The 14,639-nt window shown below is 51.8% G+C and carries 8 protein-coding genes; 5 read left to right on the top strand and 3 right to left on the bottom strand.

The window, feature by feature from the left end; all coding sequences use genetic code 11:
- Positions 1 to 135 precede the first annotated feature (135 nt).
- The 3 genes from QMX89_RS16815 to QMX89_RS16805 are packed head-to-tail and all read right to left on the bottom strand — an operon-like array spanning position 136 to position 4,731.
- Positions 136 to 1,554 (bottom strand): TolC family outer membrane protein, encoded by a 1,419-nt coding sequence (locus tag QMX89_RS16815; protein WP_282349070.1) that lies wholly within the window; start codon positions 1,552 to 1,554, stop codon positions 136 to 138.
- Complete coding sequence (locus tag QMX89_RS16810; RefSeq protein WP_282349069.1) at positions 1,551 to 2,876, bottom strand: HlyD family type I secretion periplasmic adaptor subunit; 1,326 nt, start codon at positions 2,874 to 2,876, stop codon at positions 1,551 to 1,553. Before QMX89_RS16810 ends, QMX89_RS16815 begins: the two co-directional genes overlap by 4 nt.
- Positions 2,877 to 2,889: 13 nt before the next feature.
- The gene (locus QMX89_RS16805) at positions 2,890 to 4,731 is read right to left on the bottom strand and encodes a type I secretion system permease/ATPase (RefSeq protein ID WP_282349068.1); all 1,842 of its coding nucleotides are present in this window, start codon (positions 4,729 to 4,731) and stop codon (positions 2,890 to 2,892) included.
- A gap of 730 nt (positions 4,732 to 5,461) precedes the next feature.
- Here QMX89_RS16805 and QMX89_RS16800 point away from each other — a divergent pair.
- The 5 genes from QMX89_RS16800 (at position 5,462) to QMX89_RS16780 (ending at position 14,628) form a co-directional block, all read left to right on the top strand.
- The gene (locus tag QMX89_RS16800) at positions 5,462 to 6,277 is read left to right on the top strand and encodes a hypothetical protein (RefSeq protein WP_282349071.1); all 816 of its coding nucleotides are present in this window, start codon (positions 5,462 to 5,464) and stop codon (positions 6,275 to 6,277) included.
- A 17-nt stretch (positions 6,278 to 6,294) separates the two neighbouring features.
- Positions 6,295 to 7,737 (top strand): DUF4214 domain-containing protein, encoded by a 1,443-nt coding sequence (locus QMX89_RS16795; RefSeq protein ID WP_282349067.1) that lies wholly within the window; start codon positions 6,295 to 6,297, stop codon positions 7,735 to 7,737.
- A gap of 144 nt (positions 7,738 to 7,881) precedes the next feature.
- Positions 7,882 to 10,341: a glycosyltransferase gene (locus tag QMX89_RS16790; RefSeq protein ID WP_282349065.1), complete on the top strand. Its 2,460-nt coding sequence runs from the start codon at positions 7,882 to 7,884 to the stop codon at positions 10,339 to 10,341.
- Positions 10,342 to 10,433: 92 nt separating this feature from the next.
- Complete coding sequence (locus tag QMX89_RS16785; protein ID WP_282349063.1) at positions 10,434 to 12,677, top strand: glycosyltransferase family 2 protein; 2,244 nt, start codon at positions 10,434 to 10,436, stop codon at positions 12,675 to 12,677.
- Between the two features lie 94 nt (positions 12,678 to 12,771).
- On the top strand, positions 12,772 to 14,628 hold the full coding sequence (locus QMX89_RS16780) for a hypothetical protein (protein ID WP_282349062.1): 1,857 nt from the start codon (positions 12,772 to 12,774) through the stop codon (positions 14,626 to 14,628).
- Positions 14,629 to 14,639: the final 11 nt, after the last annotated feature.

Here is a 14,639-nt window from a genome sequence, read left to right as displayed (position 1 = left end):
GCTTCGTGCTCCAACTGACACACTGCGGAAGCCGCCGACGCGGCTCGCGCCGCTGCTACAGAGGCCCCGCGAGCCCGTCCGGGTGCGCAGTGTTCCAACTGACACACTACGCAAGCCGATGCTACAGGGGATGGATCAGGATTTGGTTTTCACCTTGGCAACGTCGCCACCAGGCAGGCCTTGCTCGGGCTCTGGGCTGAGCCAGACGTTGACACTGTCGACACTCTCTTGGTTCAACTGCCCGCTCCAACGATTCAACATGAAAAGGTTGGTAATGAAGTCATATTGGGATTTGAGCAGATCCCTGCGCGCCTTGAACTCGTTCTGCACACTGGTCAACACGTCCACCGCATTAACCACGCCATAGGCAAAGGCTTTTTGCGCTGCAACGCTTGACTGTTGGGCCGAAGACAAGGCGTTCTTGTTCGCACGGATCTTCTCGACGCTGGCCTGCGCGGTCAGATAGGCCGTGGTCGTCTCCTTGACGACCTGACGCCGGATGCCTTCGAGATCCTGCTCTGCGGCCAGCTGATCATCATAGAGACCGCGCACCCGCGCAGAAGTAGACCCACCGCTATAGATGGGAACCCTTACGCCCAAAGTCGCAACATAACTATCGCTGCGCGGCGTCAGGGTATTGTCATAACCCACGTCACTTTGCTGGGCACTCAAGCTCACGCTCAGTTGCGGGTAGTGTCCGCCCTTCCCTTCTCGTACCGCTGCATCAGCGGCTTCGGCACCACTCTGGTAGGCCTTGAGCAACGGGTTGGCCTCCATCGCCTGGGACACGAAGTTGGCCAGAGGCGCGACAGGCGCCTGCAATGCCACGTCGTTACGCACCCGGCTCAAACGCTCATCAATGCGCCGCCCGACAATCTCCGACAGCGCTTCGCGACTCACCTGCACCTGGTTACGCGCATCCACTTCCTGCGCTGCCAGTGCATCGACCCGCGCCTTCAGATCCAGCTGATCGGTGATCTTGGCCATCTGCCGTTCATACAGCATGTTCACCCGATCAAGGTTCTTCTGCGTCGCTCGGCGTTCGGCCTGCACTAGTTCCAATTCATCGTCAGCAGCCAAGGCGATGAAATAGCGTTTGGCCAGGTCGACTGTGGCCTCGGCATGGGCATCCTCGGCTTGGGCACCTTTCTGCGCAGTGACGCTCTTGGACTTCTGCCAACCTTCCCAGGCAGTCTTGTTGTACAGGTACTGGGTCAGGCTCAGGGAATAGCTTTTGTTGTCATAGATTTCTCGCGCTGCATCATCCTTGCGCAAAATCCGGTTGACGTTGCTCTGCGCCGAGAGCTGCGGCAGCAAGCCACCAAGCGCTTCGCGCTGTTGCTCAGAGGCAGCACGGGCCCGAGCATAGGCCGCCAGTACCCGTGGATCTTCCAGGCGCGCCTCGCGATACAGTCCAGCCAGGTCGAGCGCGTAGGTCAACGCCGACACGGGCGGTTTGGGAGGCAAATCCTTGGGAACCACCGTTTCCGCCCCCACTGCTTGCAAAACGAACATGCTCAACATCACACCAGGTAGCAAACGCAGCACTGTCATTCCTCGATCATCGACTTGGCGAACATGTTGCGTGCCGGCTTGAGCAGATACTCCAGCATTGTGCGGTCACCTGCATTGATCAAGACGTCTGCTGGCATGCCCGGTTGCAACCTGCGATCGCCAAGCGTCTTCAGCCCTCGCTCAGTTACCTTCACTCGAACGAGATAATAGGAATCGCCGGAGCGTTCGTCCTTTAGCGCGTCAGCAGAAATTCGCGTGACTTCGCCGTCGATTTCCGGCGTGGTTGCATTATTGAATGCGCTGAAGCGGATGTCGGCACGCTTGCCCATCTCCAGACGATCAATATCAGCCGGTGCTACACGCGCCTCGACAATCAGCTCAGCTTCAGCAGGCACGATGTCAAGCAGTGGCGTGCCCGCACTAACCACGCCACCTACGGTGTGCACCTTCATGTCCAGCACCATGCCGCTTTCCGGCGCGCGAATGACCACGCGTGAAAGGCGATCGTTGAGAGCTGCCTCTTTCTCTTGGAGATCAAACACCTGAGCCTGCACATTCGACAGATCATTGGCCACATCGGAGCTGAACTTCTTGTTCAACTGAACGATGGACAGTTCGGTCTCACTGATTTGCAGCTGGGTTTTGAGGATGGTGGACTGATGATCGGCCACCTCCGTCTTAAGCATGTCGAGCTTGCGCTCTTGCTCCAGCAAGCGCTGGTTGTCGACGAAGCCCTGAGATAGCAGATCCTTGAGCTGCACGATCTCGCCGTTGTATGACTTCTCCAGGTTCTGCTTGGTCCTGATCATCCCCTGTAAGCCCAGAATCTGCTGCTTGAGCTGGCTGATACGCTCGCGCTGCACGGATATTTCGCTCAAACGTGAATCGCGTCGAGCCTTGAACACTTGCTGCTCACCCGCCAGCGCTTCCATGGGACGGTCCGAATCGGTACCCGTCATCTGCACGGGCGGCACCGATTGCAGGCCGTCGCGCTCTGCACGCAAGCGGGCTTCCTTGTAGCGGGCCACGATCAGCTGGTTGCGAGTGGACTCATACTCGGCGCTCAGCTGCGCTTCATCGAGCACGATCAGCGGGTCGCCCTGCTTGACCATGTCGCCGTCACGGGCGTTGAGCTCCTTGATGATCCCGCCTTCCAGATGCTGCACGGTCTTGCGATAGCTTTGTACGGTGACGATACCGCTGCCATGCACGGCATTGCTCAAGGGGGCAACGGCCGCCCAGGTGCCGAAAATGCCGAAAGTGACGAAGATAATGGTGAAGCCGATGCGGCGGATAGCGCGGTCGGAGATCGGCATGTCATCGAAATTGTGGTCGAACTCGGTAATGGCTTTGCTGGTCATCGATGAAATCCTTTCACGCGCCGGTCGATTGGGTGTCGGCCGGGCCGGCTGGCGGCTTGGGTGCCGCAGATGGAGAAGGTGCGGCAGGCGGGGTCGGGGCGAGCGGGGCACCAGCGGCAGGAGGCGTACCTGGGGCGCCCGGCGCTGGCTGGGCCACGCGTGGCTGCCCCTTGTTCTGTTGCGCCGCCAACTCGGCAATTACCTTGTCACGCGGGCCGTACATCGAAATGGTACCGGCCGACATCACCAGAATGTGGTCAAGGCGAGACAAGATGTTGGGACGATGTGAAACGATGAAGACCGTCGAGCCATTTTCCTTGACCTTCTGCAAGGCCACGCCCAAGGCTCTTTCGCCTACTTCGTCGAGGTTCGAGTTCGGCTCGTCGAGCACAATCAGCTTGGGGCTCCCATAAAGGGCACGCGCCAGGCCCACCCGCTGACGCTGGCCGCCAGATAGATTCAAGCCATCACTGCCGATGATGGTGTCGTAGCCATCGGGCAGCATCAGAATCATTTCGTGCACACCGGCAGTCTGCGCAGCGAGCACGACTTTCTCGGCATCGACCTTCTCGAAACGGGCAATGTTGTCGCTGATAGTTCCTTCAAAAAGCTCGATGTCCTGCGGCAGGTAGCCTACATACGGCCCCAGTTCGTGCTTGTCCCAGGTACTGATGTCGGCGCCATCGAGGCGCACCACGCCGTGCTGAGGCGACCAGATGCCCATCAAGGCACGTACCAGTGTGGACTTGCCGGCAGCGCTTGGGCCAACGATGCCAACGATGGACCCGGCCGGAGCAACGAAGCTGATATTGCGGATGACAGGCGCCTTGGCACCGGGCGGCGCGACCACCAGATTCTCGACTTGAATATGGCCTTGTGGAGCGGGCAGAGCCATGCGCTCAGGCTCGGCGTTGAGTTTGTCCAGCACTTCGTTCAAGCGGGCGTACTGGACCTTGGCGGCGACAAAGCCTTTCCAACTGCCGATCATTTGGTCAATTGGTGCAAGTGCGCGCCCGAGCAAAATTGAACCGGCCATCATCAGTCCGGGGTTGATCTCGTGAATGATCACTAGGTAAGCACCCATCCCCAGCATGATTGACTGCGACCACATGCGGAACGTCTTAGAAATGGACGTGAGCGCTCCACCCTTGTCGCTGGCATTGGACTGCAATAGCAGAATGCGTCGCTGGCGTACTGCCCAGCGATTCATCAGCGTTTCGAGCATGCCCATGGACTCGATGACTTCCGCGTTGCGGAGATTTTTGGTCGTGGCTACGTTGGATCTGACGCTTTGCTGATTGGCATCAGCCAGAGCCTGGGTGGTGAAGCGATGATTCATAGCTGCAAGAACAACCAGGGTGACTCCGCATCCTACGGTCATCCATCCAAACCACGGGTGAAACATGAACATTACTGCGGAGTAGATTGGAAACCATGGCGCATCGAAGAAAGCAAACAGACCAGTGCCAGTCAAGAACTGACGCAGGGCTGTGAGATCGTTCAGCGACTGAGCCGTAGCATCCATGCCACCACTGTTGAGTGCGCGCTTGAAGCTAGCACGGTAGACATCACGACTAAGCAATACATCAAGACGATTGCTTATGCGGACCATAATGCGCGATCGCACCCACTCCAAAGCGCCCATGGTGATCATCAACACAGTGAGAATCAGCGTCAGCATAATCAGTGTCGAGTTGCTGCTGGACGGTACGACCCTACCCGAAATCTGAATCATGTAGAACGTTGGAACCAGCATCAGCGCGTTGACGAAAAAGCTGAACACACCAACAGAAACGAAGCTGTTTTTGCAGGCCTTGAGGGCGGCCTGCAAATTATTTTCTGGTAAACGACTCATAGCATCCGTACTTGAAAAAAGGCGAAAACGGCGGGCAGTGTACCACCTGCGTCGAGGTGCTGGGTGCGATCGTTAATATGACTGAGCGATGAACCCGGAATGTTGCAAACATCCATCAGCATATGGAAACGGGGCACGAGAGAACATAGCTACTACCTAATTTTTTATTCAGCTAGCACGCCAAGTCATGGCGCTGAAGGAAGCTGTGACGCAAGGTTCGACAGGCGGCTATTTGCATGTCTAGACCTATAAACCATCCGCATCGCTCTCCTAAATGGGCACTGCAATGGAACTGGCGCCAAATGCTGGCTGAACGCCATCAATAAAAACGACGGAAATTTGTCGAATCTAATTGGATTTGCCACTAAATTATGCATCTCACTGATTTTGCTGGTATTAAGGAACGTTATATAAAATCAGATGGTGCATCGTTACAACTCAGCCTGCGGGTCTGCAATATGTCGTAACATTCCCCACAAGCCACCCGTAGGAGATGTCTGCACCGCGTGTAAGAATTTTTACATTCAGTGATTGACATCACACCCCGTCTGGCTCAATCATCCTCGCTCGAAAGGAAGCCAGCACTGGTCGATTCACTTGTTACGGGTTTGCCGTTTTTTAGATGGCACAGTGGGTTCAAGCCAACAGGAAATGGAAATTCATGTCACTGCCCTCGCACGCACTTGACGGTTTGAAAATCAGCTCGCGGGTAACTCTGCTTGAGCCTGGAATGTATATATTCCGGTATGCCTCTCAGCCGCCATCCGATAAGCGTGTTTGTATCTCGCTACAGCAGGCGCCGTTGGGTAAAGGGTCGATTGATTTCTTTCCCGCCGAAGGTGTGAGCAAAAACATGCTTACCCACCTTGGTGACACCATCGTGGCGCGAGTGAAAAGTGGCGTTGCCACGGTCTTGATCACCGAATATCACATGTTCGACGCCGAAATCGACCCAGTCGATCTTCGCATCGATCGCATCGACACCTCCCCAGCCATCATGCGCAATTTTGCCGTAGTGGCGACGCCCGAGGCTAGCCCTGCACTGACCGTCGCCGCTCCTGCAACCTTGAGACTCATCGCCCATCTGCAAGGCGCCGGCGATGTAGAGTCGACCAAGGGCTGGGTCGGCGAGCACGATGGCACCAAGCGTCTGGAGGGCTTCTGTGTTATCTGGGAAAACAAGCCAGAAGGCGTCGACCTCGTCTACACCTCGACAGTTGCAGGCTCAGGCCCAAGTCCCAATGTGGCGGCCGGTACCTTCAGCGGCACCCGTGGCAAGGCATCCCCTCTTATCTCCGCTGGGTTCAGCCTGGTCGGGCCGAACCGCTGCCTCTACGAACTCTCGGGTCACATCGTATTTTCCGGCTCATCGCCGCAATTTGTCGTGCCCAATCAGATGATGTATGGCCCCACTGGCACCCAGCCCCTGGTGGCGCTCCATCTCTCAATAGATCCCGTCACGAAGACGAACGCCTCCCGCTATAAGTCTCCGTGGGAAAACTCTGCATTGAAGCAGAAAACTAGCAGCACAGGCCAGATGGCCTGAAGTAACAGGAATTACACATGCAATACGATCAGCCTTACTCCGCATCCGAACTGAAAGGTTCGCTGGCCAACAACCCTACCCTGTTGTCCTCCACCACCGCCGCTGCCATCAGCACCCTGCTGGCACTGGACACTGCTGAATCTGTAAGTGTTGCTTCGTGGGACGGCGTTGCCGCTCCTGTGTCGCCAGTAGGCACTACTCCTCAGCTGGTTACAGCTGATATCGCCGGCGCTGCCGGTGAGACCGTTGTACTGGAAATTCCTGCTGAACTGTCGTCTGCTCAGGCATTCGTGTTCGAAAGCGAAGCCAACCTGGCCGCCACTTTCAACACCCAGGCAGCTCCTGCCACCTTCGCAGCTTTCGCAGTTGCCGAAGACGTCGCTGTTACTGCTGTAACAGACAGCACCCCAGATCTGATCGTGACCTCCGGCAACGGCGATGACACCCTGATCTTCAAAGGTGATCAAAACGTCTACGTCGACGGCCGTGACGGCAATGACGTGATTGTGACTGCGGCCGGTAACGACACCATCTACGGTGGTGCTGGCAACAACACCATCCTGTCTGGTGCAGGTGACGACGAGATCTTCCTGTCTGGTACCGCTGATGTGGTCGATGCTGGGGAAGGCTATGACGTTGTTCACTTGGGCGGCGCACGCGCTGATTACACCATTACCGATGGCAACAACTTCAACGTCAACCTGACCGGCACCCAAGTGGCCTCGATCAGCAACGCTGAGTTCCTGGCATTCGACAACAACCAATCGGTTGCATTGGCTGACACTGATGCAGAAGCCATCGCACTGCGGATGTTCCAGGGTGTACTGGGTCGCGATGCAGATGTCGGTGGCGCGCAAAACTGGTCTGCTCAAGCAGATCAAGGCGTGGCGCTGACTGATATTGCTGCTGCTTTCTTGAACTCCACAGAGTTCAATGCACTCGCCAATAAAGATTTCGTCAACAGCCTGTATACCAACTTGCTGGGACGTGACAGCGAAGATACTGCCGGCGTGCAAAACTGGCTAGACGTACTTGCTAGCGGTGGAACTCGCGCCGATGTGGTTGCTGGATTCACCAACTCGCAAGAAGCCGTGACCTTTGATCAAAGTAATGGTGACTATGTACAAGGTCTATACACCACTGCCTTGGGTCGCGAAGCGGAAGATGGCGGCCTGCAGTTCTGGGTCAGCCAGCTGTTCGCGGGCACTAGCCGTCTTGAAGTCGCTCAAAGCATCGTTCTGTCTGGCGAAGCTGCTGCGAAATCCAATAGCGATTTCGTCGAAAGTCTCTACACCAACGCTCTGAACCGCGACGCCAACGACGATGCGGCAGGCAAGGCAAACTGGGTAGATGCTCTTGCTCAGGGTACTTCCCAAGCAGACGTGGTACTTGGGATCGTGGGCTCTGAGGAAGCCGCGAATGCAATTGACAATGTTATCGTAATCCACGGCCAGGTCTAACCTACCAGCCGTAACAGACTGAATGTTGCCCGCCACAAGGCGGGTAATGTTCGACAAAGGGGCGACTTTCGGGTCGCCCTTCTTTTATTTCTAGTGAACACGCCAGCCATGTCCCCAAACCTCGACCGTGGGCGAGAAACGCTCATGGACATATTTCATCATCATCGCGAAGCGCAAGAGCCCGAACTTGCCGATGCGATGCTCGAGCTTGCGCTGCAGACGCCTGAATACCGACCAGAAGCACTGATCTGGAAGGGTATCGACGCCCTGCCCACTGACGCCAAGCTGGCCTTTATTTATCTAAGTAACGCCGCTCGCGCCCTTCCCGGTCGTGCTGACGTCCACGCGCTGCTAGGGCGCAGCATGCTCGCCCAAGGTCAGCCTAAACTTGCCACCCGTTATTTATCTGCCGTGTGGCAAAAACTTCCTAACGATCCCTCTTTACGCATGACCTTGTGGCACGCGCGTACTCAGTCGACCAGTCCTACTGAACTTCGCAGGATAATTTTTGCTCACCTTCCGGATATAACGGCCCCCACCGAGCTTAATTTCGTACTCAAGATACTTGCGGCACAAACCGACGAGCCAAGTACAGTGGGCGTAGTGCGCTATCTACCAGAGGAACAAGAGATCCATGGCTGGGCTGTGGATTTACGCAATGTGCATGCCCCTGTTGCGCTGGTGGTTGAAGCTAACGCCAACACCTTATCGGTGATGGCCGACATGGCTAATCCTTTACTCACAGCCGCGGGCCTGCCGGCCACTCATGGCGGCATCCGCATCAAGGTGCCAAATCCTACATTGGCAGTTACTGTAAGATTCGCGACAGGCCTGCCGCTGCTGGGTAGTCCTTTGTCGGCCATGCCTACATTCGTACCTCCAGTGCCGCTTGCAGATGTGGGCAAGCATCACCCAGTCGACGTTTTGATACCAGTATACGATGGCCTTGAGGAAACACTTGAATGCATCAACAGCGCCATAGCTGCTCGCAAACTCAACCGTACGCGCCACCGGTTGGTGGTACTGGATGACGCGACGCCCTTACCCTCTTTACGAAAGGCGCTTAAGGTACTCGCAAGCAAGGGTAAGATCACGCTTCTACATCAGCCGGTGAACTTGGGCTTTATACGGACGATGAACCGCGCCATGGCTCTGAGCCCGTGCCAAGACGTTGTATGGCTAAACGCCGACACGCGAGTGCATGGAAATTGGCTCGACCGCTTGAGGGAATGTGCATATGCCGATGCGGACATCGCTTCAGTCACACCTTTTACGAACAACGGCGAACTGATGAGCTTTCCTGTCAGCCGGGTTAGTGCACCAATGCCTAGTCCAGCACAGCACGAACTACTCGACACGCTAGCCAGTCAGCTAGCAAGCCCTATGGTACAACTGGAAACTGGCTGCGGATTTTGTTTATACATCAAACGCAGTGCGCTGGATGAAGTTGGATATTTGGATGAAACGCATTTGATCCGAGGATACGGTGAAGAAACGGACTGGTGTCTTAGAGCCTCTGAGCGTGGACTGAAACACATGGGCGCCGTAAACGTGTTCGTAGCCCACAGAGGGGGTTGCTCCTTTGGTGAAGAAAAAGCGCTACGAGTAGCCTATAACAATGCCGTATTAAGAGAACGATATCCGAACGCTTCGGAACGCTATGATAGATTTTGCGAAAGAGATCCACTCAAAAAAGCAAGATTTGCATTACATAAGGCTAAACTTATTGCATTCGCCAATAAGAATCTACCGCCCGAGAATAGGACATTGCGAATAGCGTCAAAATTGCACGTGAGTGTTTCGCCTATCCTTAACAAAGCGATGTTAGAAATCATGGACAGCAGTAATGGGCAAGACATACAGTTTACACTCGTAGCAAAAAATGCAAATGAAACTGTGGCAACTGACTATAAATACCCCGCAGACGCGCACTATTTGCAAGACATATTAAAGAGCATCAATCTAGCCAAGATCGTAGGTAAAACTACACATACGCCTAAATACATGCTTAAGTTTATATTTAGCTTGCTAGGTAGCACAGATACCGTCTTATTCAATAGCTTAGATGATCAAAGCAAGCCATCAGATGCAGACCTAAAACTAGAAAAATGTACTACCCCACCTGAATATGAGAATGCGGTATGCCCGAAGCATAGAGGTTATGTCAGAAAACTGGTTTATTTTCGTAAATTCGAATTTAGCCTACGGAGAGAAATCATGCTTCCGCGAGGGGCCATTTTGATCACAGACAAACTAAGCTCCCAAGAACTGATAACCATGTGGAGAAGAACAGCATGGAGCTTACGAAAAAGGAATATGAAAACTACATTTTTAGTGTCCAGTGAGAACTTCGGCGGCTTTCATCTAGGATCAAGCTGTAGCATTTTCATAGCTGGACCGATTTATGGGATCACTCACGAAGAATATATGACATTGGCTGGTAGCGTTGGCGCGATCAGCTTGACTACCGAAGAAGACTATTCATCGCTGACTATCATAGCGTCCTGTGACTTACCGAAATTACCACCGTATTTTGCTGGCAATCTATTCCAAAAATCTGAAAAAACAGATGATCTGAACTCAGTACTGAGGGCTAAGTCATGAGCATTGAACAGCACACATCGCTGCTGGTTCAGAATGGGACTTACATTGGGCAGGTCAGTAGAATCTTAGGCGATGTTTTGCACGGATGGGTAGTGAACAGACTCAGCCCTAATGCTCGCGTTATTGTAGAGGTGCTGATCGATGGCGTTCAAGTCAAAACGGGACATGCGAACCAGTTCAATGCGGATGCAATGATTGGCGACTATTTCAATGGTTTCCTAATAGCTCTTTCAAAAGAATGGCTGCACCATGCCCGTCAAGTATCTGTACGTGTCGCCAATACGGACTATGTAATCCCCGGTATTGCACACGCCAATGCTTGTATGTCAGAAGTATCGCATACTGAATCTACCCAGATTTGGTACACCGGAGGATTGAGAGTCGAGGGGAGACTATACAGACGGGAAATCGATCTTCCTATAGCTAAGTTCTCCCTATGGGAAAGAGATAAATTCATAGATAATGTGGAAATCGGACCTACCGGCTGCGGCTTTTTAGACCTACCAAAATCATATCAAAGGTTTGAAATTGATCTCCCATGGAGCTTTGCTGACGGTGCTGTGCACACAGTTGATATCCGTGATGATAGTGGCTGCTCTCTTGCTGGCAGTCCCATAAAAGTGATTTGCTGGCCCCAGGGAGTGGAACGTTTTTTGCAAAAAGAGTTAATAACTGATCCAAAAAGATTGATCAGTACAATTGCAGGACTTGCAAGACTATCACCGGCGTTCAATGGAAGCAGTATTTCGTTCAAATATTACGACCACTGGTTTAAGCTATTTAGCGCTGCTGGCCAGCAACTTACCAAGATAGATCCTCTCAGAATAGGCATACTGATACTTTGTGACTATCCGAATGACAACTCCGGCATTTCAATTGGAGAAGTTACGGATAGCAACGTAAACATCATCGCGGAGCAGGGTTGGAAAAGCGATATTATCCCAGCCATTGAAAGGCTGATCGCTAAAAAATGCCAAGTTGTAATTCCAATAAAAGCAGGTGACCGTTTAGCCGATAATGCTATTCCATTGCTTTGCGACGCGCTTCAAGATGGTGCAGCATGGGCATTCGGCGACTGCGATCAAGATGGACCAGAAGGCGAACGTTGCTCACCATGGCTCAAGCCTGAGTGGAACGTGAATCTATTCTTAGGTGCCGATGTGTTCTCTCACGGAGCTATCTTTACGTCTGCAATTATCGAACAAGCGTTAAAAACATGCCAACGTCAAGACTCTAATAAAGCAAGCTGGATTCAACTTTTGGCCGGTATAGCACTGGCAACAGAGACAAAACAGCGAAGAGTTCGTCGTATAACTAGAATTGTATATCATAGAAAATTTGATAGCTCTCTAACCTTGGAAAATAAAATTTCCCTATCTACGAGAAAAGCGGCGATGGCCTGGCTTAGTGATAATATTGCCCCAGGAGCGACTATCGCGGAGGTAAGTGGGCACTCAACGCTGCTGAGGGTCATATGGCCTTTGAACGACAGCTTACCGAGGGTTACAGTCATTGTACCCACGCGAGACCGTGTAGACCTTTTGCGTCAATGCGTTGAAGGTCTAATTCATAAAACTGACTATCCAAACATCGAGATAATCATTGTAGATAACCAGTCCACTTCAGCAGCGGCGTTGGACTATATGGAAACGCTTAAAGCAAGCAATGTCAAAGTTATCAAGTATGACAAAGATTTTAACTACGCCGCGTTAAACAACCAAGCAGCGAAGATAGCAACAGGTGAACTTTTACTTTTTTTGAATAACGATACAACCGTCATTCACGAAAGCTGGCTGACCGATATGGTAAGGGAGTTCCGTCCAAATGTTGGAGTCGTAGGTGCAAAGCTTCTATGGCATAACGGAATGGTTCAGCATGCGGGTGTGACTGTCGGTATAGATGGGCTAGTTGCTCATATAGGGAATAAATGGTCAGAAAGCGACGCCGGATACCTCGGATTCAATCAGCTTGCCAGAAAGTTAAGTGCCGTGACTGGAGCATGTATGATGACTCGTAAGTCCATCTACGAAACCCTAGGGGGCATGGACCATGAGGCTTTCCCTGTGTCCCTGAACGACATCGATTATTGCTTACGCGTTCAAAACTTGGGATTTGATGTTGTCTGGACTCCTTTTGCAAAAATGCTACATGCCGAATCGGCCAGTAGGGGAAAAGACGACACCACTGAAAAACGTGCAAGAGCGATACGCGAACAGACGACCTTCATGGATCGGTGGGCGTCAGGCGGGTTGGCTGATAAATACTATCACCCTTTTTTGAGCCAAGATTACAAAACAGGTCCGTATGGTGGCTTAGTTATACCGCCTACATATTAGTGCACCTATTAAGCACTTGAAACCTTTGCAGGGTTCTGAGCCTACTGGCGCCCCCCCCCGCGAGTTATACAACCATAACCTTGAACTGAGCGCTATGAAGACATTTTGCATCACTGGGCACGATCAAGCCGCTTTAGACTGGTTAGCAGCTGTGTTAGAAAAAGCAGGCTCTGTACCAGCTTTGAACTCCAACAGAGATGCAGCTTTGTCAATTTCAGAATGGCATAAAATGGTTGCAGCAAGAAATACTTCCACGACATCTGAATCGTCTTGGTCAACTGGAAAGTTTCTGGAACAGATTATAACAGACGTTTTTTTGGCCAATCGCTTAAACCCTCTGTGGCACTGGATTGACTCATCGAGTTTGATGTTGCTTGACTACTGGGAAGAGTTTGATCCAAACATAAATTTCTTATTTGTGTATGAATCGCCTATTGATACGCTAACCAAGGTCTATGAATCTGGCAGCAGATCGCCTTGTGACTTTGATAAAGCGCTCGCAAAGTGGAAGGAAAGGACTGACAGACTTATACGCTTCGTTCGGCGCAACTCCGATAAAACCTTGATACTTTCGAACACCACATTAAAGTCGAACCCAGGCTCGTGCATCGCTGAAATCTGTAAAAAGTGGCAGCTAAGTTTAAATGAAGCGTCTGAATTGCCTCCGCTTGAAAAAACCGCTACCCCATCAAGAGATATGCTCTTGTCTTGCTACGTAAATGAGCATATACAAATAAAGGTGACAGAACATGAAGCCCAGTCTCTATTTTCCTTAGCGTCCGCTGAAGGCGAGCATAGGAAATTTGAGAAAATCATTGAGGAAATTGATCGTTGCGTAGCAGTGCCTTCGCGAAGAGACGGAATCTTGCTGGCAGATTTCATAAGCAAAAATAACAAAGACGGCGAGAATTTATACCTAGAGTCTAGTCTTCATGCATGCCAAGAGCGCCTGGAAGCTCTATATGAATTACATAACCACGACCATAGTGCAATGCTGCAATATCAATCTCGACTCGCTCAAGCACTTCAGCGGCATAAATGCCCATGGGAATTTAGTACGCTGAAAACTGAGGTTGTCCAATCCAATGAGGAAGGACATTACATTGAGTGGCAGTTAGCAGATACGTACATCGATAATGTTTATTATGAAACCTTATCATTCATGACTAGGACAATCGATTCCATGACTGGGTTTGTGATCAAGCCAGTCCATACGTTGTCATCAATAGTGCACTTCGATAAAACAGTTCAGGCGCAAGATATCCTTCTTTTCCCGACCCCAGGTTCGTATCAGCAAGAGAGTAACAGGAGACTTTCGACGCTATCAACTAGCGCGTGGAGGTTTATTATAGCACTGACATCAATCATGCTACGCCAGCTGAACACTTCTTCGACGAGTATTCTACCCCCGGGCGGCAACAGAAAATCGGTCTTTACTGGGCTAGATAATCTGTACTCAACCCTACAGAAGTGGCCAAATATTTTACGATATGACAAGGCTAGTAGTGCTGTAAACGTCGATAGCAATGAGGCGAATCTCCACATCTCTATGGAAAATGTCGAGCTGGGTGAAGCAAGGCTGCCCGGATTAACTTACTGTATACATTTCGATATACTGGAGCCTACCAAACGATTCAGCCTCCGGTTCCCTGAGTCAGCGCGCTCCTGGTTCCGCAACTGGTATGTTAACGCACCTTCAGAATCCCACAACCGTCTTATTCTGGAGTTTATAGCACCTAACATTTTGCCGCCTGAAACATGGTCAAAGCTTCACAATGATGACTATCTGTTGGTCGCAGCCATAATAGCAGATATGGAGCAGCAACTGTTTCGTTCTCGGGCTACATTCGCAAGCTCCGACAACACGACAGACTGGAAATTAGTCTGCCGTGAATTAAAATCTATATTCGTTAACGCCCACAAGACTTCTTATCAAACTCAAAGCTATTAATTTTTAGTGAT

The sequence above is a fragment of the Pseudomonas sp. PS01301 genome, assembly GCF_029960215.1.
Taxonomy (GTDB): Bacteria; Pseudomonadota; Gammaproteobacteria; order Pseudomonadales; family Pseudomonadaceae; genus Aquipseudomonas; species Aquipseudomonas coleopterorum.
This window is presented reverse-complemented; position numbering and strand designations above follow the sequence as displayed.

Coding starts and splice junctions, on each gene's coding strand:
- QMX89_RS16805 (WP_282349068.1), bottom strand. CDS start 4,731: ATGAGTCGTTTACCAGAAAATAATTTGCAGGCCGCCCTCAAGGCCTGC.
- QMX89_RS16800 (WP_282349071.1), top strand. CDS start 5,462: ATGTATATATTCCGGTATGCCTCTCAGCCGCCATCCGATAAGCGTGTT.
- QMX89_RS16780 (WP_282349062.1), top strand. CDS start 12,772: ATGAAGACATTTTGCATCACTGGGCACGATCAAGCCGCTTTAGACTGG.
- QMX89_RS16790 (WP_282349065.1), top strand. CDS start 7,882: ATGGACATATTTCATCATCATCGCGAAGCGCAAGAGCCCGAACTTGCC.
- QMX89_RS16810 (WP_282349069.1), bottom strand. CDS start 2,876: ATGACCAGCAAAGCCATTACCGAGTTCGACCACAATTTCGATGACATG.
- QMX89_RS16795 (WP_282349067.1), top strand. CDS start 6,295: ATGCAATACGATCAGCCTTACTCCGCATCCGAACTGAAAGGTTCGCTG.
- QMX89_RS16815 (WP_282349070.1), bottom strand. CDS start 1,554: ATGACAGTGCTGCGTTTGCTACCTGGTGTGATGTTGAGCATGTTCGTT.